We start from the raw sequence: 26,326 nt of genomic DNA on the forward strand, positions 1-26,326 counted from the left end.
GGAACGGCGCTGTCCGGTTTCTCGATCACGTTCACCCGGCCGGCGGATGGTCGACCTTGGTCGACAACCGGGCGTCGCGTCACCGACCCGCGCGAACCACCGTGCGGTACGTGCGCTCCTCGCCCGGCTCGAGCCAGATCACCTCACCGTCCCGCTCGGCCTGCGCGCGGCCCGAGTCGCGGGACGTCGACGGTTCGACGCCGAGCACGTTGACTCCGGGCGTCGCGTCACGCCAGAGCACCGTCTGGTTCCACGTCGCGGCGTCCTGCTCGATGCTCACCCATGGGCCCTCTGGCGCGCGCACCTCCACGAGCACCCCCGGGCCAGGCCGCGGGCGGCAGTAGGCGACGACCTCGGGCGAGGGGCTGTCGGCGACGTCGAGCACCCAGGGGAGGGACACGCCGGACGGGCCGGAGAGGTCGCGCTCGCCCACCACGTCGGCGGTCGCCGTGACGACGGTGCCCGGCACGACGACCGGCGCGCCCAGGTTGAGGTGGTGGCGGAACATGTGCCCGGCTCGCCCCCAGCCCGCGTTGCGGACGGTGTCCTCGACCCGGACCCACGCCTGCGCCGTCCCTGCGACGACGCGACGGCGCAGGACGAGCGTCGGCTGGCCGAGGGCCGCCTCGACGACGTCGCCGACGATCTCGACGGCGAGCGCCCCGTCCTCCTCGATCAGCGCCCAGCGCACGTTCTCGGCCGGGGTGTGCCCGATGCGCCCGTGCAGGGGGTGGTGCACGCCGTCGACGTCGGCGGGGGCGCCGGTGGACGCCAGCCCGCACGTGCTCAGGAGGCCGCCCCCGAAGGTGCGCACCCACCCGGCGCCCTGCGGCTCGTACCGGTCGGAGCTGACGGTGCCCCGCGGGGACCGCCACGCGAGCGGCAGGCCGGCCGCGTCCGCCCAGCCGATGTCCATCGCCCGGTCGAGCAGCAGGTCGAACGAGATGCCCCCCGGGTTCCGCACGCTCAGGACCGGGGTGCCCCGGCCGGGGCCCTCGTCGAGGACCGCCCGGGTCACCGCGACGAGCTGGTCCGCGGCCCCGACGAGCCTGCGGAGGCCGGGCTCGAGGGCCACGGAGTCCGCGCCGAACCCCATCAGCCGGCTCCCCGCACCTCGGCGGCCGCCGACCGCCGGGCGCCGATGGCGATCGCGACGACCAGCACCGTGCCCGTGAGGACGTACTGCCAGTAGGACGCGACGCCGAGCAGGTTCAGGGCGTTGGCGAGGACGGCGAACAGCAGCGAGCCGACGACCGTGCCGAACATCGTGCCGCGGCCGCCCCGCAGGGCCGTCCCGCCGACGACGACGGCGGCGATGACGTCCATCTCGAAGCCCATCGCCATGTTGCCCTCGGCGGAGGAGAGGCGGCCCGCCATGAACACGCCCGACAGGGCGAAGCAGAGCCCGGCCACGACGAAGACGAGCACCTTGGCCCGCGCGACGGGCAGGCCTGCCAGGACGGCGGCCCGCTCGTTGCTGCCGAACGCCCGCACCGTGCGGCCGAAGTGCGTACGGCTGAGCAGCAGGTAGGCCGCGACCGCCACCACCAGGAACACGAGGAAGACGTACGGCACCCGGCCGATGGTCTCGGTGGTCGCCGCCCGGTAGTTGCTCGACGTGATCGGCACGACCTTGCCCGACGTCCAGATGAACGCCAGACCGAGGAAGAGGTAGAGCGTGCCGAGCGTCGCGATGAACGGCGCGATCCGCACGTAGGTCACCAGGAGGCCGTTCACGAGCCCGAGCCCGACGCCGATCGCCAGCGCCACCACGATCGCCCCGCCGATGGTGGTGCTCGGCAGCACCGTGCCGATGGCGATGGCGCTGACCGCGATCACGCCGCCGACGGACAGGTCGAGCAGGCCGCCCGCGATGAGGAGGGTCATGCCGCAGGCGGCCAGCCCGACGAGAGACGCCTGGAAGAGCACGTTCTCGATGTTCCCGCCGCCCCAGAACGACGGCTTGGCGATGCCGACCGCGACGGCGAGCACCACGAGCACGGCGACGAGGTACTGACGGGACGCGAAGTGCAGCACCGTCTGCAGGCGGCCGGGGCCTTGGTCGTTGGCGACGCCCGTCGGAGCGGGGGTCGTGTCGATGGCGGTCACGAGTGCCTTCCTTCCAGCATGCGGCGGACCGCCGCACGCTGCGCACCGTCGATGCTCAGGGCGAAGATCAGCAGCAGGCCGAGCGCGACGTACTGGTAGAACGACGGGACGTTGAGGAGGTTGAGCCCGGAGTTGATCATGGCGAGCAGGAGCGCCGCGACGAAGGTGCCGACGATGTTCCCGCGACCGCCGGCCATGGACGTCCCGCCGAGGACCACGATGGCGATCGCCTGGAGCTCGAGCCCCGTGGAGATCGACCCGTTGACGACGCCGAGCTGGCTCGCGAGGAGCACGCCACCGACGCCCGCCGACGCGCCGGCGATGAGGTAGGCCCGCAGGAGCACGCGGTTCACGCCGATGCCCGTGTCGACGGCGGCCTCAGGGCTTCCCCCCACGGCCACGACGTGCTTGCCGAAGCGCATCCGCTCGAGGGCGAACCACATGCCGCCGCCGGCGAGCACGGCGATGACGAACGGCGTCGGGACGCCCAGGAGGGACGACGTGGCGACGTCCTTGAAGCCCGCCGAGGCGATCATGATCGGCGCACCGCCCGTGAAGAGCAGCACGAGCCCGCGGAACACGCTCATCGTGCTCAGCGTGGCGATGAACCCGGGGACGCGGGCCTGGGTGACCAGGAGCCCGTTGACGGCACCCAGGCCGGCGCCCACGAGGATCCCGACGAGGGCCCCGACGAACGGACCGGCGCTGTTCACGACCGACGCGGCGACGCACGCCGCGAGGGCCTGCGCCGAGCCGACCGACAGGTCGATGCCGCGGACGGCGATGACGAGGGTCATCCCGTAGCCGACGATCGCCAGGATCGCGGCGTTGACGAGCATGTTCGTCACGTTCGACGAGGACACGAAGTTCGGGACGACGGCGACGCCCACGACGAGGACGATGAGGAAGGGAACCAGCACGCCCGAGTTCTGCAGCAGGCGACGGCGCTGGTCGGCGCGGCGTGCGCGCTCGGCGGAGCGGTCCCGCTCGGCGGCGACCAGCTCCTCCGCCGTGAGCGTGGTGACGGTTTCAGTCATGGCTGCCCTCCTGGGCGGTCTGGCCCACAGACGCGCCGACGATGTTCTCCTCGGTGACGTCGCGCCCGCGGAGCTCGGCGACCTGCCGCCCCGCGAAGTACACGACGCACCGGTCGGCGATGGCCGCCAGCTCGGGGGCGTCCGAGCTGGAGACGACGACCGCGACGCCGCGGTCGGCCAGCTGCTTGACGAGCTGGTAGATGTCGACCTTCGCGCCCACGTCCACGCCCCGGGTCGGCTCGTTGAGGAGGAGGACCGAGCAGCCCGAGAGCAGGGCCCTGCCCAGGAGCACCTTCTGCTGGTTCCCGCCGGACAGGTTCCCGATCAGCTGGCGCCCGTGCGGGACGCGGATCCGCATCTCGTCCCGTAGCCGGGCGAACTCGGCGGACTCGTCGCGGCGCAGCGGGAGGACACGGCGGGACCAGGGCAGGGACCGGCGGTCGCGCGACACCATGGCGTTCTCGGTGACGTCGAGGTGGGGAAGGATCCCCTCGCTCTTGCGGTCCTCGGAGAGCATGAAGATCCCGTGGCGGACCGCCTCGCGGCTGCTCCTGAGCCGGACGGCCTTGCCGTCCACCTCGACGACGCCGCCGAGGCCGACCAGGTCACCGAAGAGGGCGCGGGTCAGCTCGGTGCGCCCGGAGCCGACGAGGCCCGCCAGGCCGAGCACTTCGCCGCGCCGGACGTCGAGGCTGAAGGGCTCGGCGACACCGGGCACCTGGAGCTCGCGGACCGCGAGGCGCACGTCGGTGGCCTCGCCCTCCCCGGTCGAGACGTGCTCGTACGTGGTGGGCTTGCGGCCGAGCATGTGCTCGACCAGCCGCGGCTCGTCGAGCTCGCTGGTCGGCTGCCGGGCGACGAGCTCGCCGTCCCGCAGCACCGCCACGTCGTCGCAGATCGCGAAGATCTCCTCGAGGTGGTGGGAGACGTACACGATCGCCTTGCCCTGCTGGGCGAGCCGGCGGACGATCGCGTGGAGCCGGGTGATCTCGGCGCCGTTGAGGGCCGCGGTCGGCTCGTCCATGATCAGCACGTCGAACGTGCGCGAGAGGGCGCGGGCGATCTCGACCATCTGCCGGTCACCCACGGTGAGCGAGCTCACGGGACGGTCGGCCTCCAGGTCCATGCCGAGCTGCTCGAGGAGCTCGGTGGAGCGGGTGCGGGTCCGGCCGCGCTGCACCACGCCGCCGGTCGTCAGCTCGTGCCCCAGGAAGATGTTGTCCGCGACGGACAGCTGGGGGACCTGACGGAACTCCTGGCTGACCACGCTGATGCCCGCCGCCTGCGAGTCCGCGGAGCTGCGGAAGCGCTGGGGCACGCCCTTGAGCGTCACCGACCCGCGGACCGGCTGCTCGATCCCGCCGAGGACGCGGATCAGCGTGCTCTTGCCGGCACCGTTCTCGCCGACGAGCCCGAGCACCTGGCCCGCATGGATGTCGAGCGACACGCCCTTCAGGGCCCGGACGCCGGGGTACTCCTGGACCACGTCCTCGACCTGCAGGACTGCTGTCATGAACCTGTCTCCATCCCGTTCAGCACGATGGGTAGGGGTGGCCGGGGCCACCCCTACCCATCATCGGCTCAGTCCTGGGCCGCCCTGGACGCGCGGAAGTCCGCGAGGTTGTCGGCGGTGACGATCTCGACCGGGAAGAAGATGGTCTTCGTCCCGGCGTCGTCGTAGCCCGCGTCCTCGCCGTTCAGCAGAGCGAGAACCGTCTCGACCGCCTTGACGCCCTGGCCGTACGGGTCCTGCGCGACGGTGGCGCTCATGAGGCCCTGCTCGATGAGGTCGAGGGCGCCGTCAGCACCGTCGAAGCCGATCAGGATGAAGCCGTCGGCGACCGACTTGCCCGCCGTCTCCATCGCGCGCTGGGCGCCGATGGCGGAGTCGTCGTTGGCGGCGTAGATGACCTCGAGGTCGGGGTTGGCCGAGAGCATGTCCTGCGCAGCCGCGAACCCGCCGTCGACCGTGTCGTTGCCGTCGAGGCTCGAGACGATCTCGAAGTTGTCGTTCGCGCCGAGGATGGAGACGAACTCCGCGACCCGCTCCTCGCCGACGACCGAGCCGGCGTGCAGCTCGATGACGCCGACCTTGTGCGGCCCGGGCACGTCGCCGAGCTGCTCGATGACGTACTCGGCCGCGAGGGCACCGCCGTTGGCGTTGTTCGACTGGATGTAGGCGTCGTAGTCACCGGCGGTGCCGATGTCGGCGATGACCACCGGGATCTTCGCCTCGTGCGCGGCGTCGATCGTCGACGGCAGCGCGGTCGGCTGCACCGGGGTGACGATGAGGCCGGAGATGTCCTGGTTGATCAGGTCGAGGCTGCCGGACACCTGCTGCTGCTGGTCCGACTTCTGGTCGACGACGACCGCCTCGACGCCGGCGGCCTCGGCACCGGCCTGCACACCCGCGGCGTAGGACTGCCAGTAGGGGTTCTGCAGGTCGTACACCGAGTAACCGATGACGATCGGGTCCTTGGCCTCGAACTCCGACGTCGCGGCGGTGTCGCCGCCGGTCGTCGGCTCGGCCGTGTCCGCAGGCTCGTCGGCGCCGCTCGCGCAGGCGGTCAGCATGAGGCCTGCGACGGCGGAGAGCGCCACGGCCTTGGTGAGGTTGCGCACTGTGTCTCCTTTGACGGGGTGGTGATGGGGTCGATCGGTCTGGGGTGGCCGCTGGCCGGGTGGCTCAGCGGATGTGGGTGACGAGCCGGCCGGTGTTGGCGGCCGGGGACAGGAAGGCGTTGTCGTGCAGGCCCGCCCACGTCGGCAGGGGCGCCGGCTTGTCCGCCGCGTGCTCCGTGGGCTCGTGGCTGTAGGTCGAGACCTCGCGCACGACGAGCGGCGTCGTCGCGTCGGCGGGGCAGCGGAACGTGTGCAGGTGCTTGCGGTGCATGACGAACTTCGGGTCGCCCGCGCTCAGCCGGACGTAGCTCGTGAGCGCCGCGTAGGTGTCCTCGCGACCGGCGGGCAGCGCGACGCCGTCGGGCCAGGGGGAGCCGGCCGGCATCGGGGAGAAGGTGACCGTCTCCTCGTCGTCGACCCGCACGGGCTCGGGGCCGTAGAAGACGTCCATCTCGCCGAGGACGACCTCGTAGCTCTCGGTCTTGCGCTGGTGGTAGTGCGGCGGGCAGAACTTGCCGGGGTGGACGATCATGAGCTTGTCGCACAGGCCGCTGTACTCGGACCCGTGCGCCGCCGAGACGGGCAGGCCGTCGACGGCCGGCTCGTTGAGCGCCTCGAAGATCACCATCAGCTCGTACGGCTCGCGCGACCAGAGGCCGTTCTCGAAGGCCGCGTACTGGTCGTCGCCGAAGACGATGCCGGCGCTGTCGTTGACCATGTCGGGCGTGATCGGGTAGCGCAGCGCGCGGGCCAGCGAGGCCGCCTCGTTCAGCCACTCGTCGTACTCGCGCCGGGTCACGTAGGTCCGGGTCACTGCATCCTCCATTGGATCGCGGAGCGGCCGTGGCGGCGAAGATCCGCCACCGACGTGGCCCACCTCGCCCGGTTTGTGAACCGGTTCAGAAGTGAACCGGTTCACAGCGTGCCCCCGATCTCGCGCGGCTGTCAAACGGCGAGATCGAATCGTTACGGAAGCACCGTGGACCCTCGCACGACGAGCCGCGGCTCGAAGTCGATGTGCTCCCCCGGATCACGGTCGTCGAAGAGCAGGCGCGCCGCGGCCATCCCCATCTCGAAGGAGGGCTGGTGCACGGTCGTCAGCGGCGGGTTCAGCGCCGGCGCGAAGTCGGCGTCGTCGTACCCGACGAGCGCCACGTCGTCCGGCACGCGCAGGCCGCGGTCCTGCATCGCGAGGAGCGCGCCGAGGGCGAGCATGTCGTTCACGCACATCACTGCGGTGACCTGGCGGGCGTCGAGCAGCGGTCCGACCGCCGTCCGGCCCTCGACCACCGTCAGGTCGTCCACCACGACGTCGACGATCACCTCGGCCGGGTCGAGGCCTCGCGCCTCGACGGCGGCCACCGCGCCCGCGCGTCGCTCTGCGCACCACGAGACCCGCGACGGCCCGTTCACGAGCGCAAGACGCCGGTGACCCCGCTCCAGCAGGTGGTCCATCGCGAGCCGCGCGCCCTGCACGTTGTCCAGGCTCACCCACGCACCGAGGGACCCCGGGTGCTGCCGCTCGAGCGTGACGACGCCGAACCTGCGTGCCTCGAACGACTTCCAGTCCGCCGCCCGATCCACGATCGGCGCGATGATCAGACCGTCCACCCCCTGGCTCTCCAGGTCCCGGAGCAGGCGCCGCTGGCGGGCCGGGTCCTGGTGCGTCGAGCAGACCACGAGAGTGAGCCGGAGCCCGTCGGCGACGGTCTCGACGCCGCGGAGCACCGACGCCCAGAACGGGTTCCCGACGTCGGGCACCACCACGCCGATGAGCTTCGACCGCCTGCTGCGCAGCTGGCCCGCCGCGCGCGAGCCCACGAAGCCGAGCGAGCGCATGGCCTCCTCGACGCGCTCACGGGTGCGGGCGCCCACCCGGTCCGGGTTGTTGAGCACGTTGGAGACCGTCCCCACGGAGACGCCCGCGGCCGCGGCGACGTCCCGCACGCCGACGGTGCGGCCGTCCTCCGGCCGGCCGTCGGCCGGGGCGGCATCCATCGGCTGCAGCACCAGCGCCCTCGATTCCCCCGAGGTCCCGCGTGACGAGCGTCGCGGGACGGACGGGGCTGGATACTACCCCGGGTCCCACGCCCGCCTCCGGCGAGCGACCCCGCCGTCCCGGTCGAGTCAACACAGGTTGACAGCCTTCCGCGCGTCAACCATTGTTGACCCGTGGACCTGACGGAGGTGACGGCGATGCTCAGACTGGCGGCGGCCGACGACGGCCCGGACCCCCTGGGCGCGCTGCGCGCCGCGGCCGAGGTCAACGCGGAGATGGAGCGGCAGCAGGCGGTGCTCGTCCGGCGGGCGCGCGTCCGCGGCGCGACCTGGCTGGAGATCGCCGCGGCGCTCGGCGTCTCCAAGCAGGCGGTGCACAAGAAGTACGGCCGCAAGGCCTGACCGCGCCGCGGCGCTGCTCCGGCGGGGACGCGGCTCGCCCGCGTCCGGCGCCCCACCTTCCGCGCCCCCGTCCGGGCACCCTTTCGGTCCCGGAACGCCCGACTCGTGTCGGTACCCGCGAGTAGCGTCGGCAGTGCGGTCCTGCGGTCGCGGCTCGACACCTCCCTCCCCGAGCCGGCGGGCGACCGACGGGCCGGCACGGCGTCACGCTCTCGGAGGTGAGCGACATGGCCGACGCGTCGTCCCCGCCGACCCCTGCGCGCGCCGAACGCGGTGCCGCCGGCGACCACCGCGCCGCCGATGCGCGACGGGCGTCCCCGTGGGCCGGCGTCCCCGACGACCCGCGCGGGCTCGTCTGCCCCACGTGCGGGACCGTCGTGCCGCCGGGGCGGGTGCACCGCGCGTTCCTCGCCGCGCTCAGCTGGTTCCTGCTGGTCCCCGCCGTCGCCGGCGTCCTCGCGCTGACGCTCGGGCCGCAGGCCATCGAACGGAACAGCCTGCTCTGGGTGGTCGGCTGGGCCGCCATCGGCGCACCGGCCGCCGTCGCGGCGCTGCGGCGCGGGTACACGCTGCGGTGCCGGGCGTGCGGCGCGAAGGGGCTCGTCGGCGCGGGCACGTTCGAGGCCCGCCGGTCGCTCGCCGTCCGCCCCCGGCCCGCCGACCCCGTCCCGACCGGCGGGCACGTCACCACCCTCGCGCCGCTGCCCGACGGGCGGCTGGCGGCCGGCGTCGTCGGGGGCGCCATCCGCGTCTGGGACCCCAGCGCGCCCGACGGCGACGGGGACGCCCGCCTGCTCACCGGGCACGTGCGCGACGTCGAGCACCTCGCGGTCCTCAGCGACGGCCGGCTCGCCTCCGCCTCGCGCGACGGCTCGGTGCGCGTGTGGGACCTCGCCGGTTCCCCGCCGATCGTGCTCACCCGCAACGACGTCGTCGCGGACGCCCTCGCCGCCCTGCCCGGCGGTGCCCTCGCGTGGGGCGGGCGCGACGGCATGATCCACGTGCAGCACCCGGACGCCCCGGCCGCGTCCCATCGGGTGCTCGCCTTCGAGCACGGCCACCGCGCGCGCGGCGTCACCGCGCTCGTCGCCCTGCCCGACGGGCGTCTCGTCGCCGGCGGCCACGACGACGCCCTGCGCGTGTACGACCCCGCGTCGGACGCCCCGCCGACCGTGCACGGCCACCACACGGCACCCGTGCACGCGCTCGCCGTGCTCGCCGACGGCCGCATCGCCTCCGCGGAGGGTCTGCTCGACGACGGGCGGTTCGGCGGCGCCGTCCGGGTGCAGCACCTCGACGGCACTCCGCAAGCCGCGCCCGCCGAGGTCACCGTCACGCTCGCGACGCCGCCGCGCGAGGTCGCCCAGCTGCGCGACGGCCGCCTGGTCACCCTCGGCCACGACCGGCACCTGCGGGTCCTCGACCTCACGACGCCCGGGCCGACCCCCCTGCGGATGGGCGACCGCGTCACCCACCTCGCCGCACTGCCGGACGGCAGGATCGTCACCAGCCTCGCCGACGCGACGGTCGAGGTCTGGGACGTCCCCGGGAGGACCTGACACCGTGCCGCGCCACGACCGCCCGTGGGCCGCCGTCCTGCCCGACGCGCGGGACTGGGTCGCCTCCTCGCCCGACCCGGGCGCCCGCTGGCTCCTCCTCACCGCCGTCCTGGACCGGGACGCGGACGACCCCGCCGTCCGTGCGGCGCGCGCCGAGATGCTGACGCACCCGGACACCGCCGACCTGCTGAGCCGGCTCACCCCGTGGGACGCGGGCGCGCCCCTCGGCGGCCACAACGCCCCGGCGTTCGCGCCCAACCTCCTCGCGCTGCTCGCCGACCGGGGGCTGCGCTCCGGCGACGACCCGCGCGTCGACGCGGTCCTCGACGCGATGCTCGAGCACGCCGACGACGAGGACCGGTTCTCCTCGTTCGCCGGGCGCCGCGCCGACGACCCGCCGGTGTGGGGCACGCTGCTCTGCGACACCCACGCGATCGCCGAGACGCTGCTGCGCTACGGGCGGGGCGACGACCCGCGCGTCGGGCGAGCGCTCGAGCGCATGGCCGCGGACCTCGCCGACACCGCGCAGGGCCGCGCCTGGCCGTGCCGGCCCGACCCGGTGACCGGGTTCCGCGGGCCGGGCCGCCGCGGCGAGATGTGCCCGCAGGTCACGCTGGAGGCGCTGCGCGTCCTGTCGCTCGTCCCGGCCGGGCGGCGACCGCTGGACGAGGCCCGGACCCTCGCCGTCGCGCGGGTGGCGCTCGGGGTGTGGCGGGACCGGGCCGTGGCCAAGCCGTACATGTTCGGGCACGGCGCCACCTTCAAGACCGGCAAGTGGCCCGCGACCTGGTACTCCGCGCTCACGCTGCTCGACGCGCTCGGCCGCTGGCCGGCGCTGTGGCGCGGGCCGGGCGCCTCCGACGACGACCGGCGCGCCCTCGCCGAGCTCGCCGCCTGCCTGGTCGCCTACACGACCGACGACGACGGCCGCGTGACCCCGCGCTCGACGTTTCGCGGGTTCGAGCAGCACACGTTCGGCCGCAAGGACGGACCGTCACCGTTCGCGACCTCCGCGACCCTCGCCGTCCTGCACCGGCTCGACGACCTGGCCGACGACGTCGCGCGCGTCGACGTCCTCGCGCTCGGCTCCTCGAAGGGCGGCACGGGCCAGGTGCGCCCGCCGCGGGCGCCTCGCGCGACGGGCGGCGGCGCGGTGGGTCGCAGCGCGGTGGGTCGGGGCGCGGTGCAGGGCGGCGCGGTGCAGGGCGGTGCGTGGTGAGCCGCCCGGGCACGCTCGAGCCGGGCCGGACGACGCGCGGGCTCCCCTCCGCGGCGTTCGGCGCCGGGCCGCCGCTCGTCGTCCTGCCGGGCCTGACTCCGCGGCACACGACGCCCGGGGCCTTCGCGGTTCGGTCCCTGCCGGGGGGCGCGGCCCTCGGGCGCGACCACCGCGTGCACCTCCTCCAGCGACGGCCCGGGCTCGCGCCGGGCACCACGATGGCCGACCTGGCCGATGACGTCGCCGCGGCCGTCAGGGACGACCTCGGCGGCGGGCCGGTCCCGGTGCTCGGGGTGTCGACGGGCGGGTCCATCGCGCTCCAGCTCGCCGTGGACCATGCCGACCTCGTCTCGCGTCTGGTCCTCGTGTGTGCGGCCGCGCGGCTCGGCGACGACGGCCGTCGTCGGCAGCGGCGGCTCGCCGAGCTCACCCGGGCCGGCCGGCCGCGCGCCGCGTGGGGCCAGCTCGGGACACCGCTCGCCGGGACGACGCTCGGCCGGGCCGCGGTGTCGGTGCTGTGCTGGCTGGGCGGTGGACCGGCCGGCGACGACGCGGCCGACCTCCTGGCCACCGTCGCCGCCGAGGACGCGTTCGACGTGACCAGGCGGCTGGGCGAGGTGCGGGCGCCCGCGCTCGTCGTCGGGGGCGGTCGCGACGGCTTCTACGGCGACCTCATCGCCCGGACAGCCGCAGGCCTCGGCGCGCGGCTCGTGCTCGCGCCGCGCGCGAGCCACATGACCGCCGCCGGCGACCGGACGATCCGCCAGGCGGTGCTCGCGTTCCTGGGCCCGGATGGTGCCTGAGCGGCACCCACCGCGAGGCGGGCGACCGCCCGTCAGGACCCGCGCCCGTCGGTGCCTACGGCCCGCCTCGACCGCCCGTCGGGACCCGACCGTTCACCTGGCGGCCGCGTGTCGGTGGCGGGCTGGTCACGGGCGCGCCGGTACCCTGGGGGCACAGCAAAGGCCCCTCGGAGTAAGCGTCCGAGGGGCCTTGCTGTGATCTCGACCGGCGCGTCCGGTGCGATGAAGCCCCGGCGAACCGAGGTCCCCACCTGACGACCGTGCCGGCGCGAACCGGAACGACCGCCCAACACCAGACCGTCCCGACGGACGCGTGATCAGTGCCCGGCGAACCGGAGACCGACACACTCGAGCCGAACGGAACAGCGGTCCCGCCATGACGAGCGGTGGAACGACAGCCCGCTGGTTGCCCTTGGGCGGCGTCCCTGATCGATCACCCCGACCAGCTCGCGCGGACCCCGTGGCGTCATCCACAGCCCTCGGCAGGTTGCCCCACCTCGGAACCCTCCGGGCCGAAGCCCCTCGGGCGGGTCCGCCCGGAGAACCGGACGGTGCGACACTGCATTCTTGCCGGTCAGAGCGGGTTTCCCTGCTCCTGCCTCCCCGGTTTCCCGGTTCGTTCCGGCTGTCCTGCGGTGCCGATGACGTAGTTCTAGTGGGGGTCCGGAAAGCCACGCAAGACCCTTCGAACGGTCAGTTTTTGTCCACCGGAAGTTCACAGATCCGTCCACAGGTTGTGTGCGGAGAACGGCGTCGACGCACACCCCTGTGGAGAAAAGATGTGCACGACGCCCCGTAGCGCTGCTCCGTCCAGGTGCTTCTCGGGTGGCGTGCGACTCCCGCCTGCCACACCGCGCGTGCGCGCCTCAGCCGCGGACGTCCCACAGGTGGTGCGCGATGTCGTGGGCGTAGTACTGGCCGAGGGTCTCGACCGTGAACACCGAGCCGTCGCTGCGCCGGCCCGTGCGCGACCACTGCTCGCGCGCCACGCCCGCGAAGGTCGCGGCAGTCGCCTCCGCGGCCTCGCGGAGCTCGCCCGCCACCGTGGCCGGGTCCTGCTCGCCGTAGCGCTCCGCGAGCGCCGTCGCGTCCTGGTCCCAGTTCTCGAACGCCGGGTCGTCCTGGGTGAGCATCGCCTCCGCGCGCCCGCGGAAGATGCAGGACGCGTCGCGCACGTGGCACGCGTACTCCAACGGCGACCAGATCGCGGGGGCGGGCCGGCGGGCGACATCGGGCCGCAGCAGCACCTCCTGCCAGCGGGCCGCGAAGCCGCGCAGCAGCGCCGGCAGGGCCGAGCCGGCGACGGCGCCAGCCTCGAACGCGCACTCCGGGCACCGGCGCTCGAGGACCCAGGTCCAGTCCTTGGTGTCGGGCAGGATCTCGTCGGGGCTCGCCATGAATGCACGGTAGTGCAGGGAAGAATTCCGATGGCGGCAACGCCCCGAGGGGCGTCGGCGACAATGGGCCCGTGCCCAGGATCATCGGCGGCTCGCTCAGCGAGCACCGCGAGGAGACGCGTCGTCGTCTCTTCGCCGCGCTCGCGCGGCTGATGGAGCAGCGCGGGTTCGACGCCGTGACGCTCGCCGAGATCGCGCAGGAGGCGGGGATCGGGCGCACGGCCGTCTACAACCACGTGCCGGACAAGGAGTCCCTGCTCATCGAGTACATCGCCCACGAGACCCAGGGCTGGCTCGCCGAGCTCGAGGCCCAGCTCGCGGGCGTCAGCGACCCGGTGGGGCGGCTGCGCGTCTACGTGCAGCACCAGCTGAGGATGCGGCGCACCTTCCACATGCCCGCGGACCTGCGGTCGACCGTGTCGCCGACGACCCAGGCGCGGCTGCGGGAGCACGCCGCCCCCGTGGAGGGCGCGCTCCGGCAGATCCTCACCGACGGCATGGCGTCCGGCGCCTTCGTCACCCAGCCGCTCGACGTCGCGACGGGCCTCGTCCACGCGTGCCTGACGTCGCGGGTCGCCGTCGGCGCGGGCAAGCGCGGCACCGACCCGGCCGCGGCGACCGAGGCCTTCGTCCTGCGCGCCGTCGGGGCGTCCGCCGGCGCCTAGCGGCGCCACCCGGCTCGGCCCCCGACCGGCCACCGCGGCTCAGCCCTCGGCCGGCCAGAGCTCGTGGAAGTGGTGCACCGGGCCGCTGCCCCCGCCCACCGCGAGCGTGTCGGCGGCCCGCAGCGCGCCGGTCAGCCAGGCCTTCGCCGCCGACGCCGCGGCCGGCCAGTCGCCCAGGCGCGCCGCGAGCACGGCCACCGCCGAGGACAAGGTGCAGCCGGTCCCGTGCGTGTGCCGGGTCGCGACCCGCGGCCCGGTGAGCACCTCGGCCACGCCCGGCCCGACGACGACGTCCACCGCCGACGGCCCCGCCAGGTGCCCGCCCTTGAGGAGCACCCACGCCGACCCCAGCCCGCGCAGCCGCTCGGCCTGCGCGAGCATCGCGTCGACGTCGGCCGCCGCCGGCTCGTCGAGCAGCCGCGCCGCCTCCGGCAGGTTGGGCGTGACGAGCCGCGCGCGGGGGAGGAGCGCGCGGATGGCGGCCACGGCGTCGTCGGCCAGCAGCGGGTCGCCGCTCGTGGCGACCATGACCGGGTCCAGGACCACCACCCGCTCGCCGTCGCGGTCCCAGTCGCGCAGGAACGCGCCGACGACGTCCACCACCTCCGCCCGCGCCAGCATGCCGATCTTGACGGCGTCGATCCGGACGTCGGCCGCGAGCGTCGCGAGCTGCTCCGCGACGAACGCCGCCGGCACGGCGTGCACGCCGGTGACGCCGCGCGTGCTCTGCGCGGTCAGCGCGGTGAGCACCGCCGTGCCGTAGGCGCCGAGCGCCGAGAAGGTCTTCAGGTCGGCCTGGACGCCCGCACCGCCGGACGGGTCGCTGCCCGCGATCGTCAGCGCCACCAGCGGCCGGGTCATCGGACGCCCCCGGCCGCGCCGTCCCAGGCGGCGCGGACCGCCCGGGTGGCCGCGGCGACGTCGGGCATGCCGCAGATGGCGCTCACCACCGCGACGCCCGCCGCACCCGCCGCGCGCAGCGCGGGCACCCCCTCCGCCTGCACGCCGCCGATGGCGACGCACGGCCACGGGCTCACCCGCGCCACGGCGCGGAACCCGTCGACGCCGATCGGCGGCGCCGCGTCCGGCTTCACCAGCTGGTGCCACACGGGCCCGACGCCGAGGTGGTCGACGACGTCGTCGCCCAGAGCCCGTGCGGCGGCGACGTGCGCGGGCTCCTGGACCGACAGGCCGAGGATCGCGTCGGGGCCGAGCGCGGCGCGCACCACCCGCGGGTCGTCGTCGTGCTGGCCGACGTGCGCGCCGTCCGCGCCGATCGCGTCGACGAGGTGCCAGCGGTCGTTGACGATCAGGGGCACGCCCGTGCCCGCGAGCTCGGCGCGGACGGCGCGGCCGAGCTCGACCAGCTCGGCGTCGTCGGCGTGCGGGTCGCGGACCTGCACGAGTGACACCCCCGCCGCCACGGCCGCGGCCACGGTGGCCGGGACGCCGAGCCGCGCGCACAGGCGCGTGTCGGTGACGAGGTAGAGCGAGAGGTCGACGGCGCGACGGCGGGCGACGGCGGTCGTGGCCGACGCGGCGGGGTGCGCGCCGGCGGGGTGCGCGCCGGCGGGCTGCGTGCGCGCGGTCATGCGAGGCTCACGCGCGCCGCGAGGTGCTCCGGCGTGCACGCCGCGAGGTCGTCGAGCAGCGCGACGGCGAAGGACCCCGGCCCGGCGGTGCGCGCGGCGGCGCTCTCGGCGGCGACCGTGACCACGGCGGTCGCGGCGACGGCCGCCAGCAGCGGGTCGTCCACGGCGGCCGCGAACGCGGCCATCGTCGCGCCGAGGGCGCAGCCGACGCCGGTCACACGCGTCAGCCACGGGTGGCCGTTCGTGACGCGGACCAGCCGGGCGGCGTCGACCACGTGGTCCACCGGCCCCGACACCGCGACGACCGTGCCGTGCCGCCGGGCGGTGGCGCGCGCGGAGTCGGCGGCCGCCTCCGGGGTGTGCACGGCGTCGACACCGCGCCCGCCGTCGCCGCCGGCGAGGGCGAGCACCTCCGAGGCGTTGCCGCGCAGGATCGCCGGGGGCCCGGCGGCGAGCAGGCCCTGCGCGACGTCGGTGCGCCAGCTCAGGGCGCCCGCGGCGACCGGGTCGAGCACCCAGGGCGTGCCGGCGCCACGCGCCGCCGCCACCGCTGGCCCCATCGCCGCGACCGTCTCGGCGTACGGGGTGCCGAGGTTCACGAGCACCCCGTCGGCGACGGACGCGAGCTCGGCGGCCTCGCGCGGGTTGTCGACCACCGCGGGCGCGGCGCCGAGCGCGAGCAGCGTGTTGGCGGTCCACTGCGCGACGACGATGTTCGTCAGGCACTGCACGAGCGGCGCGCGGGTGCGGACGGCCTCGAGGGCGGCCGCGACGTCGTCGGGCGTGGGCAGGGCGGGCGTGGGCCGGGTGGGGTCAGCGGCGGCAGGCATGGCCGACATCGACGTTCCCTTCGCTAGTACGAACTAGATCAGGTTCGACGGGTGTGATCTCAGCCGCTGCGCTCTGCGCGAGCGGCACCCCGCGTCGTCGTCCACCCTAGCCAGGGACCGGCGCCGCCCGCCCGCCCCGTTCCTCACCTGGAGCACCGTGGCGGCGAAACGGCCCAACTGGAGCACGGTGGCGCCACCGTGCACCAGGTGAGGGAGGGAAGGAGGGGAGGGGCGCCGGGGTCAGCCGTGCAGGGGGAGCGTGAGGACGCTCGGGCCGCCGTCGGTCACCCGGACCGGGACGCCCCAGTCCTGGGAGTTGAGGTGGCAGGCCGGGTACTCGATGGCCGGGTCCGCGTCGCACGACGCCGCCTGCGCCGTCACGTGCAGCACACCCTCGCGGACCAGCGGGTTGACCCGCAGCGCGCGGGTGAGCGGCACGTCGTCGCCCGCGCCGTCGAGCAGCAGGTCGGGCGGGGTCGCCGAGACCTGGAGGCGGGTCGACGGGCCGTACCGGTCGTCGTACTTCTGGCCGGCCGCGGGCGTGAAGACGACGTCGAGGCGCACCTCGCCGCTGCCGATCTCCGAGACCGGCCGCTGCGTGCGGTGGGCGCCCGCGTCGAGCACCTCGCCCGCCAGACGCGCGGGCAGCGCGACCCGGGTGAGCCGGTGCGCCGCGGACTCCACGACCACGAGGTCGATGCGGCCGTCGTCGTGCACGTCGACGAGCAGGCCGGACGGCTCCGCGAGGTCGCGCGCGAGGGTGGTCACCTCGCCCGGGCCGTCACGGTCGGGCGCGGGGGCCCAGCGGCGGACGGCGCCGTTGTAGGTGTCCGCGATCGCGACGGACCCGTCCGGGAGCACGGCCACGCCCAGCGGGTGCTGGAGCAGCGCGGCGTCGGCGGGCCCGTCGCGGTGGCCGAAGTCGAACAGCCCCTGCCCGACGGCGGTGCGCACCTGCACCCCGCCGAACCGGTCCACCTGGAGCCAGCGCAGCGCGCTCACCTCGGAGTCCGCGAGCCAGACGCGGCCGTCCGGCCCGACGGCGAGGCCCGACGTCTGCGCGAACCACGCCTCGTCGCCCGGGCCGTCCTGCAGGCCCTCGTTCATCGTGCCGGCGACGCGGCGGATCTGGTTCTGCTCCAGGTCGAGGGCCCAGATCGTGTGGTTGCCGGCCATCGCGATGACGAACGCGGCCAGGTCCTGCGACCAGACGATGTCCCACGGCGACGACAGCCGGATCCAGGTGGGCGGCCCCTGGTAGCCGACGCCGGACCGGTCGGCCCCGGCGCCGAGCACGTCCGGGAGCACGTTCTCCCCGCCGCCGACCATGTACTGCTCGCCGGTGCCCGCGACCGTCGTGACCTCGCCGGTGTCGAGGCGGACCGCCCGGATCGCGTGGTTCACCGTGTCGGCGACCAGCACGTCCGCGTCGATCCGGCCGCGCAGCTCGTCGGGGACCAGGCACAGGCCGTTCGGCTCTGAGAACCGCGCGTCGGCGGGACCGCCGTCGGCAAGGCCACGCTCACCGGAGCCGATGCGGCGGACCAGCGTCTCGCCGTCGGGCGCGAGCTCCGCCAGGGAGTGGTGACCGGCGTCGGCCACGAGGAAGTTGCCTGGCTGCCCGTCCGCTGCGGGGAGGCGGATCGCCTTGGCGGGGAAGCGGAGCGTGCCCGACGTCGGCGCGGGCGGCACGTAGGGCCCGTCCCCGCGGTGCAGCGTGCCCTTGGCCTCGTGCTCGGCGACGAGGTCCGCGACCAGGATCTCGAGGTTGCGCCGGTGCCCCTCGCCCGCCATGTGCGCGACGACGTACCCCTCGGGGTCGATCACGACGAGCGTCGGCCAGGCGCGCGCGGTGTAGGCGGACCAGGTGGTCAGCTCGGGGTCGTCGAGCACCGGGTGGTGCACCTCGTAGCGCTCGACGGCGGCGGCGAGCGCGACCGGGTCGGCCTCGTGCACGAACTTCGGCGAGTGCACGCCGACGATGACGAGCACGTCCCGGTACTGCGCCTCGAGCTCGCGCAGCTCGTCGAGGACGTGCAGGCAGTTGATGCAGCAGAACGTCCAGAAGTCGAGGACGACGACCTTGCCGCGCAGGTCCGCGAGGGTCACGTCGCGGCCGCCGGTGTTCAGCCAGCCACGGCCCACGAGCTCGGACGCGCGGACGCGGGGCAGGCGGGCGGGGCTCGTCTGGGTCACAGAGGTAGTGAACACGACGCCGCCCGGACCTATGCCTCAGGTTCGAGGGACGGCGGCCTCCGGGCCGGGTGCCCGCCGCGCTCAGGAGTCCGCAGGGGTGCTGCCCGGGGCAACCGGGACGGGCTCGCCGTCGAGGAGCATCTGGCCCGCGCGGGCCTTCGTCTCCGTGTCGTCCAGGTTCCAGAGGGCGGCGAGCGCAGACACGTCCTGCTGTGTGTAGCCGGCGCCCCAGAACGCCTCGTACTGCTCGCGCGTGTAGCCGTCGGGCAAGGTCGACCAGACGCCCTCATCGGTCCCCTGCGGGGCGCTGCCCGGCACCATCGGCACCGGTTCGCCGTCCAGCAGCATCTGGCCGATCGTCGCCTTGGTCTGGATCAGGTCGGTGTTCCACAGCTCGCTCAGCGCCGCGACGTCGTCGTTCGTGTAGTCGGACGCCCAGAACGCGTCGTACTCGTCCCGCGAGTAGCCGGCGGGCATCGGGGACCAGTCGATGCCGAGCGCCTGCGCGGCCGACTCCACCGCCCGGGCGACATCGGAGTACGGGTCGGCGACGGCGGCGGCCGCCGCGCCCGCGACGCCGACAGCCAGCGCTCCGGTCGCGGCGCCGGCCGCGACGATCCTTCCCCCGTGACGCCGGGCGCCCTGACGGAGGGCGTCCTGACGGCGAGCGCCGGCCGACGTCGGGCGACCGGCGCGCAGGGCGAGCTCCGCCTCGACGCGCCGGGCGACGAACGCCGGCGCGGGCGTGAGGGCCTCCCGCGAACGCAGGGCGCGGGTGATGCGGCGGGCGAGCTCGTCGTCCGGCTCGTGCGCAGACGCGTGCGCGGGTGCGGACTCCTGGGGGACGGGATCCCCGCGGTGCTCCTTCATCGTGTCTCCGGGGCAATCGTGAGATCGGTCTGGCGCAGCGCGGCCAGTGCGTGGGAGGCGTGCGAGCGCACCGTCGCGCTCGATGTGCCCAGGACGGAGGCGATCTCCGCGTCGGCGAGGCCCTCGTAGTACCGCAGCACGAGCACGGCGCGTTGCCGTGGTGTCAGGGCGGCCAGGCGCTGCCACATCGCGGCGTCCTCGGCGGCGGCATCGGCGTGGTCGTCCGCCGGTGCGGCATGCGCCGCGAGCACGTCGTCGGGAGCCGGCCGGACCGTGCGCACGTGCCACCGGCGCCGCCACGAGAGGTGCTCGTTGGTCACCATGCGCTTGAGGTACAGGTCCGGGCGGTCGAGCAGGGAGATGCGCGCCCACCGGACGTGGGCACGCAGCAGCACCTCCTGCACGATGTCGGCGGCGACGTGCCCGTCGCCGGTCAGGACCGTCGCGTACCGCAGCAGCCCGGGGAGCAGCGCGCGGGCGACGTCGTCGAGCAACGGGCGGTCGGCGGGGCCCGCGTCGGAGGGCCGGGCGGCCTCGTTCGCCCTGGCGGGCGCGACGACCGGGATCGGGCCGGTGTCCGAGGCGACCGCACGCAGCGGGGCGGTCATCGCGCGACCCCCACGGCCAGGCCCGCTCCGGCCGCGAGGCGCTCGAGCGCGCCCCACGGGTCGCCGACGGCGTCGGCGCCCGGGTGAGGCAACGGCGCCCGAGCGGTGCAGCGCAGCAGCAGCGCGTGCACCAGCGCCGTGCGGCGCACGATGGCGTCCGCGTCGATCGCACCGGGCAGGATGCGCACCTCCAGGGTGTCGCGCAGCGGGCGCGCCGACACGAGCTGGGTGAGGTTGACGTCGGCGTACTTCGTGATGCCCACCTCGCGCACCGCGGCGCGCAACCCGGCCCACCCGACGGCGTCGGCGCCGTCGTGATCACCGGCGCCGTCGGGCCACGGCTGCTCGACGAGCTCGACGAGGGCCGCGGGCAGCGGCGCCAGACGCCGGCAGGCCGGGTTGGTGCCGAGGGCCGCCCCGAGCGGCTCGCGCCAGTGCGCGAACAGCCGGACGACGTTGGCGAACGCGTGCGGTCGCCGGAAGGGCGCGCCGTCCACGTGCAGGTGCACCGCGGCCTCGCGGGGGACGGTGAAGCCGAGCTCGCGCGCGGGTGCCAGCAGCTCCTCGAGCGCCGCCCGGTGGCCCGTCGCGAGCGGCGGCGTGATCACCTCGCAGGGACGCTCCCGGCCCGGGGGCAACGGCATGGCGACGGCGATCGTCGCGCCCGTGGCGTCGTTCACCCGCGCGGCTCCGGCGATCACCTCGGTCACGACGCCGAACAGCTGCGCGATCGGCTCGAGCACACCCTCGAGCGGCGCCTCCGGATCCGCCTGCCGCTCGACGAGGCGGAGCAGCCGCGCGTCGTCGCACAGGACCCGGTACCAGCCGCGCCGCCCGCGCACCGGCTGCGACCCGGGCGCCGGGGCGAGGTCCGCCTCGATCGTGATGTCGTCGACGAGCCGCGCCACCGGACGGCCCTCGGCCGTCACGACGTCGAACGCGGGCGACAGGTGCCGGAACACCCCCACGCCCGGGACGGGCGACAGCTGGCTGTCCAGGTGGAACGAGCGCCGCACCGACCCCCCGCACCGCGTCGCAAGGGCGTCGGCCAGGTCCTGGCGGTCGGAGCCAACGGGAGCCAGCAGCTCGACCTCGAACCCCGTGCGCAGCGCGAGCTCGTCCACGTGGGTCCTCGTCTCGTCGGTCCGGCTGGGGACGGTCGGGGCTCGGCTCAGGAGGCGGCCGTCGTGCTGCCGGGGGCCACGGGGACAGTCTGCCCGTCGAGGATCATCTGCCCGGCGGTCGCCTTGGTCTGGATCTCGTCGGTGTTCCAGAGGGCGACAAGCGCGGCCAGGTCGTCGGCCGTGTAGCCGGCTCCCCAGAACGCCTCGTACTGCTCGCGGGTGTACCCGTCGGGCAGAGTCGACCAGTCGGTCCCGTCGCTGTCCGTCTCGGTGACCGGGCTGCTGCCCGGGGCGATCGGGAGCTCCTCGCCCGCGAGGAGCAGCTGACCCGCGGCGACCTTCGTCTCGGCCTGGTCCAGCTGCCACAGCGCGGCGAGCGCCACGAGGTCATCGCTCGTGTACCCGGCGGCCCAGAAGGCGTCGTACGCGGCAGCGGCGGCGGCGTCCTCGACGGGCTCCTGCGCCACGGGGTCACCGGCAAGCGCCGGGTCGGGGACGTCGTCCGCCGCGCCGCGGCCGGCCGCGATCGCAGCACCTGCGCCGGCGAGCGAGAGCGAGGCGGCGATCATGCCCCCGGCCACCAGGCGACGACGGCGGTTCACGGTCTTCTTGGGGTTCATCGGTCTCCTCCGGGAGAGCTCGTCGGTGCGTGCTCTCTCAAGACGCGGCCGGCCCACGCATGTGTGGAGTCCGCGGCGCGGTGGGTCTCCTCGACCTCGCGGCCGGCAGGGTGTTCGAGCGCGAACACCGGTGCGCCGGACGAGCAACCGTCGTTCGACACGGTGCCGCATGTTCGACACGGTGCCGCACGTTCGACGGCGGGGCGCGAGCGGCGCCTCGTCAGGCGACGGGCGCGGACCCCGCGGGCGGCTCGCCCACCGAGGCGACGTCGCGGGGCACGTAGCGCTCAGCCGTGAGGTGGGCGTCGGCGATCCGGTCGAGGCGGAACCAGCGGATCGCCACCCGCAGCTGGCACCATGCGACGAGGTACCAGCGGCCGCCGGTGTGGGCCAGGAGGATCGGCTCGACGGTGCGCTGCGTGACCGCTCCGTCGCGGCCGGCGTACGCGATGACCAGGGCGCGTTCGTCGCCCAGCGCCTGCTCGACGGCGCGCAGCACGGCGGGCGCCGGCGCAGGCGCGTCCGCGGCGACCGGTGCGAGGCCGTCGGGAGCCTGGCCCGCAGGACCTGAGGCGACGCCGTCGGGCAACGGGCCGCGCGAGGTGCGCGGCGGCGTCGGGCGGGTCCACACGCGCGCGCTCAGCCGCTGCGCGCGCTGACGGTCGCGCTCCCCGAGCGTGTCCCAGAGCTTGCCGCGCGCGGCGGCGGCGTCGACGGCGAACGGGCTCCCGGACGGCAGCGTGGCGAGCGCCACCGCCATCGCGACGGCCTGCGTGGGCGTGAAGTTGACCGGCGGCAGGCTCGCCGAGGCGTCCAGCACGTACCCGCCGCCCGGGCCGGACTGCGCCCAGATCGGCGCGCCGGCCTGCTGGAGCGCGCTGACGTCGCGCTTGATGGTCCGCTCGCTGACCTCGAACAGCCGGGCCAGCCGCGCGCCCGTCGTGCCCGCGCGGCCGGCGCGCCGGAGCTCCTCGCGGATCGCGTAGAGGCGGTCGGTGCGGTTCACGTCGTCCATGCTGACAGATTCGTGACACATCGGTGACAGACGGGTGTCACCGATGCCCCGCGAGGGTGGTGCCATGACCACGACACAGACCCCCCGCACCACCACGCACGTCGTCCTCGTCCCGGGCTTCTGGCTCGGCGCCTGGGCCTGGGACGCCGTCGTGCCCGCGCTGCGCGACGCCGGCCTCGCACCGCACCCGGTGACACTGCCCGGTCTGGGCGCGCCCGGCACGCCCGAGGAGCCGCGGCCCGGCATCACGCTCGACGACCAGGTCGCGGCGGTCCGCGACCTCGTCGACGGGCTCGACGGCGACGTCGTGCTGGTGGGCCACAGCGGCGGCGCGTTCGTCGCGCAGATGGTCGCCGACCAGCGGCCCGGCCGCCTGCGCCGCGTCGTCTACGTCGACTCCGGCCCGCTGAACGACGGGATGACGCTCCGCCCGGGCGACCCCGGCGCCGACGTCCCGCTGCCGACCTGGGCCGAGCTCCAGGCGGAGGGCAGCAGCCTCGAGGGCGTCGACGACGACGCGCTGGCCACGTGGCGGGCGCGGGCCATGCCGCACCCCGGCGGCGTCGCGACGGCGCCGGTGCACGTGCACGACGCGCGGCGGTTCGCCGTCCCGGTGACGGCGATCTGCACGAGCCTCCCGTCGCCGCTGCTGCGCGAGCTCATCGGCTCGGGCCAGATGCCGTCCGAGCTGGGCGCCTACGCCGACGTGGAGTACGTCGACCTGCCCACCGGCCACTGGCCGATGTTCTCCCGCCCGACCGACCTGGCCGCCGCCATCGTCGCGGCGTCCCGTCGCTGACCCGCTGCCGGACGTCGGCTCGGGCGGACGGGCCCGACCTCGCGCATGATGGGGCTCGGTCCGGACCGACGAGCGGAGGAGACAGGCGTGCGCATCGAGGTGACCGTCGACGAGGCGGTGCGGCTGGCCCGCGCCGCACGGCCGCTGCCTGCGATGGTGCTCGGCGTCCGCGCCGCGGGCGAGGCCGGGGACGCCGTCGAGGTCGATCTCGACCCGGCGCTCCTACCCGGCGCCTCCGGGCTCCTGCGGTTCGGCGCCGCCCTGGCCGGCCAGGTGACCGTCACCGCGCGCTTCCTGGGGTTCGCCGACGGCGACGCCACCTTCGCGCTCGCGGCTCAGGCCCGCGGCCTCACGGTCGACCGGCTGCTCAACCACCTGACCGGCGCCATCGCAGACGCGCTGGCCGCGCAGGGCCTGCCGCCCGACGTCGTCGAGCTGCGCCCGGGCGAGGACGGCCCGGTCCTGGTCGCCCACGCCCAGGCGGCGGTCGACGCGCGGGCGACGGGCGTCGTCGTGCGTGGGGTGGGCCTGACGAGCGGCCAGGTCGCCATCGAGGTCGAGATCGGCGACGCCCGCCTCCGCTAGCCCCGGTGGACGACGTTTTCCCAGGGAGGCGGCGGCGCTGGGCGGCCCGGCCGGGGATCGGCTCGGGCATGCGGAGCGCAGCGGAGCAGGGGCGGGCCAGGCCGCCCAGTGCCGTCGCCGGACGAGAGCGGTCAGACCGCGGGCGGCGGGTAGCGGTCGTCGTAGCGCTCGACCACGTGGTGGCTGCGCTGGCGCTGCTGCGTCACCACCAGGGACAGGATCAGGGCGATCAGGCCGCCCACCATCAGGATGTAGCCGACCACGTTGAGGTTGACGACGCTCCAGGCGTCAGGCTCGATGCCGAACGCGAGGATCGCGCCGACGACGATCAGGAAGATCCCGCTGCCGATTCCCACGGTCGTGCCTCCTTCTGTGCGGGCCGGACGGGGGTCCGGGCTCCCTCGATCATCACCGAGGCACGCCGACCCCGCGCGTCGAACGCCGGGTTTGACCCGTTCGGGTGAGTTCAGAGGTCCGCTGAAAAACGTCGCATCCGGCTGCATCCAGACCCGGGGCCACCCACGTAGTTGAGGTGTCAATCAGTTTCGGTGCCCCCCACGGGGCCTCAGCAAGGAGACACCGATGCGCACTCGACCGATCACCACCGCCGTGGCGCTGGGCGCCACCGCCGGCCTGGCCATCGCCGCCGCCGCACCCGCGACGGCCGCGACCACCGCGAAGCTCTCCGTCCTGCACGGCGTGCCCGGCCTCACCGTCGACGTCTGGGTCAACGGCGAGCGCACTCTCGACGACTTCGAGCCCGGCGAGCTGGCCGGCCCGCTCGACCTGCCCGCCGGCACCTACACGGTCGCGATCACGGCGTCCGACGCCGCCGACGCCAGCTCGCCGGCCATCGGGCCCGTGGACCTGCCGCTCGCGGCGGGCGGCAACTACACCGCCGTCGCCCACCTCGACGCCGACGGCGACCCCACCGCCTCGCTGTTCACCAACGACATCTCGCAGACCGCAGCCGGCCAGGGCCGGCTCACCGTCCGCCACGTCGCCGCGGCCCCGGCCGTCGACGTCCTCGCCGGCGGCTCCCCGGTGATCACCAACCTGGCGAACCCGGACGAGCAGGTGCTCAACCTCCCGGCCGGCACCGTCTCGGCCGCCGTCGCCGCGACCGGCACCACGGACCCGGTGCTCGGCCCGACCGACGTCACGATCTCCGAGGGCGTCAACACGATCGTCTACGCGTGGGGCAGCCTCGAGGCCGAGAACCTCGCGATCGCCGCGCAGACCATCGGCGGCCTGCACTCCGCGCCGGCCGGCGTCCCCTCCGGTGAGCTCGGCCTCGCGTCGACCGACGCCGGCTCCTCCGCCACCCCGTGGCTGATCGCCGCCATGGCGGGCGTGGGCGTCGCCGCCATCGCCGGCCTGGGCGTGGCGCGTCGCCGGACGGTCGCCGTCAGCGTCGACCGCTGAGACCGGCCGCGCCCGGCCCGAGCCTCGTCGGGCCGGGCGCAGCCACCGGCCGGGCGCCCGACGTCGGTCCCCACCCACCCGGGGAGCGCCAACCGCGTCGGGCGCCCGGCCCCCTGCCTGCGAGGCACCCCGCCCTCGACCAGCCCGCACGTCCCGCGAGGAGCCGTCATGACCCCCGAGCCCGCCCCCGGCGGCCGCCGCCGACGCCGCACCCAGGGTGCCGTCGCCGCGACCCTCGCCCTCGGCCTGCTCGCGGGCTGCGCCGCCGAGGCCGACGACGCCGCGCCGCTCACCCGCGTACCGGCCACCAGCACCGCGCCGACCCCTGCGCCCGCGCCGCCCGCCGACGTCCCCGACGTCCCCGTCTCGGCCGCCACGCTCCCCCCGGCCGAGCAGGTGGTCCCGCCGACCGGCCTCGCCATCGACGCGCTGGGCATCGCCCTCCCGGTGGAGCCCGTGGGCGTCCAGCCCGACGGCCAGATGGAGATCCCGCCCCAGGCCGAGGTGGCCGGCTGGTACCGGTTCGGCGCGGCGCCGGGCGACCCGGACGGCACCGTCGTCATCGCCGCGCACGTCGACTCGGTCGCCTCAGCGGGCCTCGGGCCGTTCGCGAAGCTGGGCGACCTCGCCGTCGGCGACGCGGTGAGCGTCACGAGGGCCGACGGCGCGGTGGTCACCTACGCCGTCACGGGCCGGTCGAGCGTCGCCAAGCCGGAGGTGGCCTGGGGCGACGTCTTCCTGCGCGACGGCGGCCCCCGCCTCGTGCTGGTGACCTGCGGCGGCGTCTGGCACCAGGACCGCCGCAGCTACTCGGACAACGTGATTGTCACTGCCGAACCGATCGGGTGATG

The 26,326-nt window shown here is 75.2% G+C and carries 27 protein-coding genes and 1 riboswitch; of the genes, 9 read left to right on the forward strand and 18 right to left on the reverse strand.

From position 1 onward, the window contains the following. Positions 1-79: 79 nt before the first annotated feature. The 7 genes from AFE02nite_RS14935 to AFE02nite_RS14965 all read right to left on the reverse strand — a co-directional run bounded on the left by AFE02nite_RS14935 (position 80) and on the right by AFE02nite_RS14965 (position 7,778). On the reverse strand, positions 80-1,096 hold the full coding sequence (locus AFE02nite_RS14935; RefSeq protein WP_034244061.1) for a DUF4432 family protein: 1,017 nt from the start codon (positions 1,094-1,096) through the stop codon (positions 80-82). Then, the gene (locus tag AFE02nite_RS14940; RefSeq protein WP_034244059.1) at positions 1,096-2,109 is read right to left on the reverse strand and encodes an ABC transporter permease; all 1,014 of its coding nucleotides are present in this window, start codon (positions 2,107-2,109) and stop codon (positions 1,096-1,098) included. The genes AFE02nite_RS14935 and AFE02nite_RS14940 overlap by 1 nt, the downstream gene beginning before the upstream one ends. Continuing rightward, a complete protein-coding gene (locus tag AFE02nite_RS14945) occupies positions 2,106-3,146 on the reverse strand; it encodes an ABC transporter permease (protein ID WP_052113466.1) in 1,041 nt (346 codons plus the stop codon). The genes AFE02nite_RS14940 and AFE02nite_RS14945 overlap by 4 nt, the downstream gene beginning before the upstream one ends. Continuing rightward, positions 3,139-4,659: a sugar ABC transporter ATP-binding protein gene (locus tag AFE02nite_RS14950; RefSeq protein WP_034244058.1), complete on the reverse strand. Its 1,521-nt coding sequence runs from the start codon at positions 4,657-4,659 to the stop codon at positions 3,139-3,141. The genes AFE02nite_RS14945 and AFE02nite_RS14950 overlap by 8 nt, the downstream gene beginning before the upstream one ends. A gap of 68 nt (positions 4,660-4,727) precedes the next feature. Then, the gene (locus tag AFE02nite_RS14955) at positions 4,728-5,768 is read right to left on the reverse strand and encodes a substrate-binding domain-containing protein (RefSeq protein WP_034244057.1); all 1,041 of its coding nucleotides are present in this window, start codon (positions 5,766-5,768) and stop codon (positions 4,728-4,730) included. A 64-nt stretch (positions 5,769-5,832) separates the two neighbouring features. Further along, positions 5,833-6,582 carry a cupin domain-containing protein gene (locus tag AFE02nite_RS14960; RefSeq protein WP_034244055.1) on the reverse strand — a complete coding sequence of 250 codons (750 nt, stop codon included), beginning with the start codon at positions 6,580-6,582 and terminating at the stop codon, positions 5,833-5,835. Positions 6,583-6,734: 152 nt separating this feature from the next. Beyond that, positions 6,735-7,778 carry a LacI family DNA-binding transcriptional regulator gene (locus tag AFE02nite_RS14965; protein ID WP_146819905.1) on the reverse strand — a complete coding sequence of 348 codons (1,044 nt, stop codon included), beginning with the start codon at positions 7,776-7,778 and terminating at the stop codon, positions 6,735-6,737. 162 nt (positions 7,779-7,940) lie between these two features. On the opposite strand from AFE02nite_RS14965, the gene AFE02nite_RS14970 reads away from it, so the two are divergent. The 4 genes from AFE02nite_RS14970 to AFE02nite_RS14985 all read left to right on the forward strand — a co-directional run bounded on the left by AFE02nite_RS14970 (position 7,941) and on the right by AFE02nite_RS14985 (position 11,749). Then, positions 7,941-8,168, forward strand: coding sequence for a hypothetical protein (locus AFE02nite_RS14970; RefSeq protein WP_034244053.1), 228 nt, complete (start codon positions 7,941-7,943; stop codon positions 8,166-8,168). 227 nt (positions 8,169-8,395) lie between these two features. After that, a complete protein-coding gene (locus AFE02nite_RS14975; RefSeq protein WP_261765656.1) occupies positions 8,396-9,727 on the forward strand; it encodes a WD40 repeat domain-containing protein in 1,332 nt (443 codons plus the stop codon). 4 nt (positions 9,728-9,731) lie between these two features. Beyond that, positions 9,732-10,946, forward strand: a complete 1,215-nt coding sequence (locus AFE02nite_RS14980) for a hypothetical protein (RefSeq protein ID WP_146819907.1) — start codon at positions 9,732-9,734, stop codon at positions 10,944-10,946. Then, the gene (locus AFE02nite_RS14985; RefSeq protein WP_146819908.1) at positions 10,943-11,749 is read left to right on the forward strand and encodes an alpha/beta fold hydrolase; all 807 of its coding nucleotides are present in this window, start codon (positions 10,943-10,945) and stop codon (positions 11,747-11,749) included. The genes AFE02nite_RS14980 and AFE02nite_RS14985 overlap by 4 nt, the downstream gene beginning before the upstream one ends. A gap of 866 nt (positions 11,750-12,615) precedes the next feature. Here AFE02nite_RS14985 and AFE02nite_RS14990 read toward each other — a convergent pair. Continuing rightward, the gene (locus AFE02nite_RS14990; protein ID WP_034249547.1) at positions 12,616-13,146 is read right to left on the reverse strand and encodes a DinB family protein; all 531 of its coding nucleotides are present in this window, start codon (positions 13,144-13,146) and stop codon (positions 12,616-12,618) included. 71 nt (positions 13,147-13,217) lie between these two features. Here AFE02nite_RS14990 and AFE02nite_RS14995 point away from each other — a divergent pair, with 71 nt between their 5' ends. Next, positions 13,218-13,811: a TetR/AcrR family transcriptional regulator gene (locus AFE02nite_RS14995; RefSeq protein WP_034249549.1), complete on the forward strand. Its 594-nt coding sequence runs from the start codon at positions 13,218-13,220 to the stop codon at positions 13,809-13,811. A 39-nt stretch (positions 13,812-13,850) separates the two neighbouring features. On the opposite strand, the gene thiD is transcribed toward AFE02nite_RS14995, so the two are convergent. The 9 genes from thiD to AFE02nite_RS15040 all read right to left on the reverse strand — a co-directional run bounded on the left by thiD (position 13,851) and on the right by AFE02nite_RS15040 (position 22,666). After that, positions 13,851-14,672, reverse strand: a complete 822-nt coding sequence (thiD, locus tag AFE02nite_RS15000) for a bifunctional hydroxymethylpyrimidine kinase/phosphomethylpyrimidine kinase (RefSeq protein WP_146819910.1) — start codon at positions 14,670-14,672, stop codon at positions 13,851-13,853. Continuing rightward, entirely contained in the window at positions 14,669-15,403 is a 735-nt protein-coding gene (gene thiE, locus AFE02nite_RS15005; protein ID WP_146819911.1) for a thiamine phosphate synthase, read from the reverse strand. Before thiE ends, thiD begins: the two co-directional genes overlap by 4 nt. Beyond that, positions 15,400-16,242 carry a hydroxyethylthiazole kinase gene (gene thiM / locus AFE02nite_RS15010; protein ID WP_407643104.1) on the reverse strand — a complete coding sequence of 281 codons (843 nt, stop codon included), beginning with the start codon at positions 16,240-16,242 and terminating at the stop codon, positions 15,400-15,402. The genes thiE and thiM overlap by 4 nt, the downstream gene beginning before the upstream one ends. Further along, positions 16,231-16,335, reverse strand: a riboswitch (TPP riboswitch). It overlaps the preceding gene by 12 nt. 138 nt (positions 16,336-16,473) lie before the next feature. Continuing rightward, entirely contained in the window at positions 16,474-18,429 is a 1,956-nt protein-coding gene (locus AFE02nite_RS15015) for an NHL domain-containing thioredoxin family protein (protein ID WP_034249187.1), read from the reverse strand. An 81-nt stretch (positions 18,430-18,510) separates the two neighbouring features. Further along, complete coding sequence (locus AFE02nite_RS15020) at positions 18,511-19,299, reverse strand: hypothetical protein (protein WP_146819912.1); 789 nt, start codon at positions 19,297-19,299, stop codon at positions 18,511-18,513. Beyond that, the gene (locus tag AFE02nite_RS15025) at positions 19,296-19,907 is read right to left on the reverse strand and encodes an RNA polymerase sigma factor (RefSeq protein ID WP_146819913.1); all 612 of its coding nucleotides are present in this window, start codon (positions 19,905-19,907) and stop codon (positions 19,296-19,298) included. Before AFE02nite_RS15025 ends, AFE02nite_RS15020 begins: the two co-directional genes overlap by 4 nt. Beyond that, on the reverse strand, positions 19,904-21,031 hold the full coding sequence (locus AFE02nite_RS15030) for an amidoligase family protein (RefSeq protein WP_146819914.1): 1,128 nt from the start codon (positions 21,029-21,031) through the stop codon (positions 19,904-19,906). The genes AFE02nite_RS15025 and AFE02nite_RS15030 overlap by 4 nt, the downstream gene beginning before the upstream one ends. A 47-nt stretch (positions 21,032-21,078) precedes the next feature. Continuing rightward, a complete protein-coding gene (locus AFE02nite_RS15035) occupies positions 21,079-21,651 on the reverse strand; it encodes a hypothetical protein (RefSeq protein ID WP_146819915.1) in 573 nt (190 codons plus the stop codon). 220 nt (positions 21,652-21,871) lie between these two features. Then, a complete protein-coding gene (locus AFE02nite_RS15040; RefSeq protein WP_261765640.1) occupies positions 21,872-22,666 on the reverse strand; it encodes a helix-turn-helix transcriptional regulator in 795 nt (264 codons plus the stop codon). A gap of 64 nt (positions 22,667-22,730) precedes the next feature. Here AFE02nite_RS15040 and AFE02nite_RS15045 point away from each other — a divergent pair, with 64 nt between their 5' ends. After that, on the forward strand, positions 22,731-23,465 hold the full coding sequence (locus AFE02nite_RS15045; RefSeq protein ID WP_034249184.1) for an alpha/beta fold hydrolase: 735 nt from the start codon (positions 22,731-22,733) through the stop codon (positions 23,463-23,465). 87 nt (positions 23,466-23,552) lie between these two features. Then, positions 23,553-24,050 (forward strand): hypothetical protein, encoded by a 498-nt coding sequence (locus AFE02nite_RS15050; protein ID WP_034249182.1) that lies wholly within the window; start codon positions 23,553-23,555, stop codon positions 24,048-24,050. 131 nt (positions 24,051-24,181) lie between these two features. Here the strand turns inward: AFE02nite_RS15050 and AFE02nite_RS15055 are convergent, their stop codons facing one another. Continuing rightward, on the reverse strand, positions 24,182-24,406 hold the full coding sequence (locus AFE02nite_RS15055; protein WP_034249180.1) for a DUF6458 family protein: 225 nt from the start codon (positions 24,404-24,406) through the stop codon (positions 24,182-24,184). Positions 24,407-24,632: 226 nt separating this feature from the next. Here AFE02nite_RS15055 and AFE02nite_RS15060 point away from each other — a divergent pair, with 226 nt between their 5' ends. After that, positions 24,633-25,475 carry a DUF4397 domain-containing protein gene (locus tag AFE02nite_RS15060; protein WP_146819916.1) on the forward strand — a complete coding sequence of 281 codons (843 nt, stop codon included), beginning with the start codon at positions 24,633-24,635 and terminating at the stop codon, positions 25,473-25,475. A 168-nt stretch (positions 25,476-25,643) separates the two neighbouring features. Then, a complete protein-coding gene (locus tag AFE02nite_RS15065) occupies positions 25,644-26,324 on the forward strand; it encodes a class F sortase (RefSeq protein WP_146819917.1) in 681 nt (226 codons plus the stop codon). Positions 26,325-26,326: the final 2 nt, after the last annotated feature.

Source organism: Actinotalea fermentans (assembly GCF_007991475.1).
GTDB lineage: Bacteria > Actinomycetota > Actinomycetes > Actinomycetales > Cellulomonadaceae > Actinotalea > Actinotalea fermentans.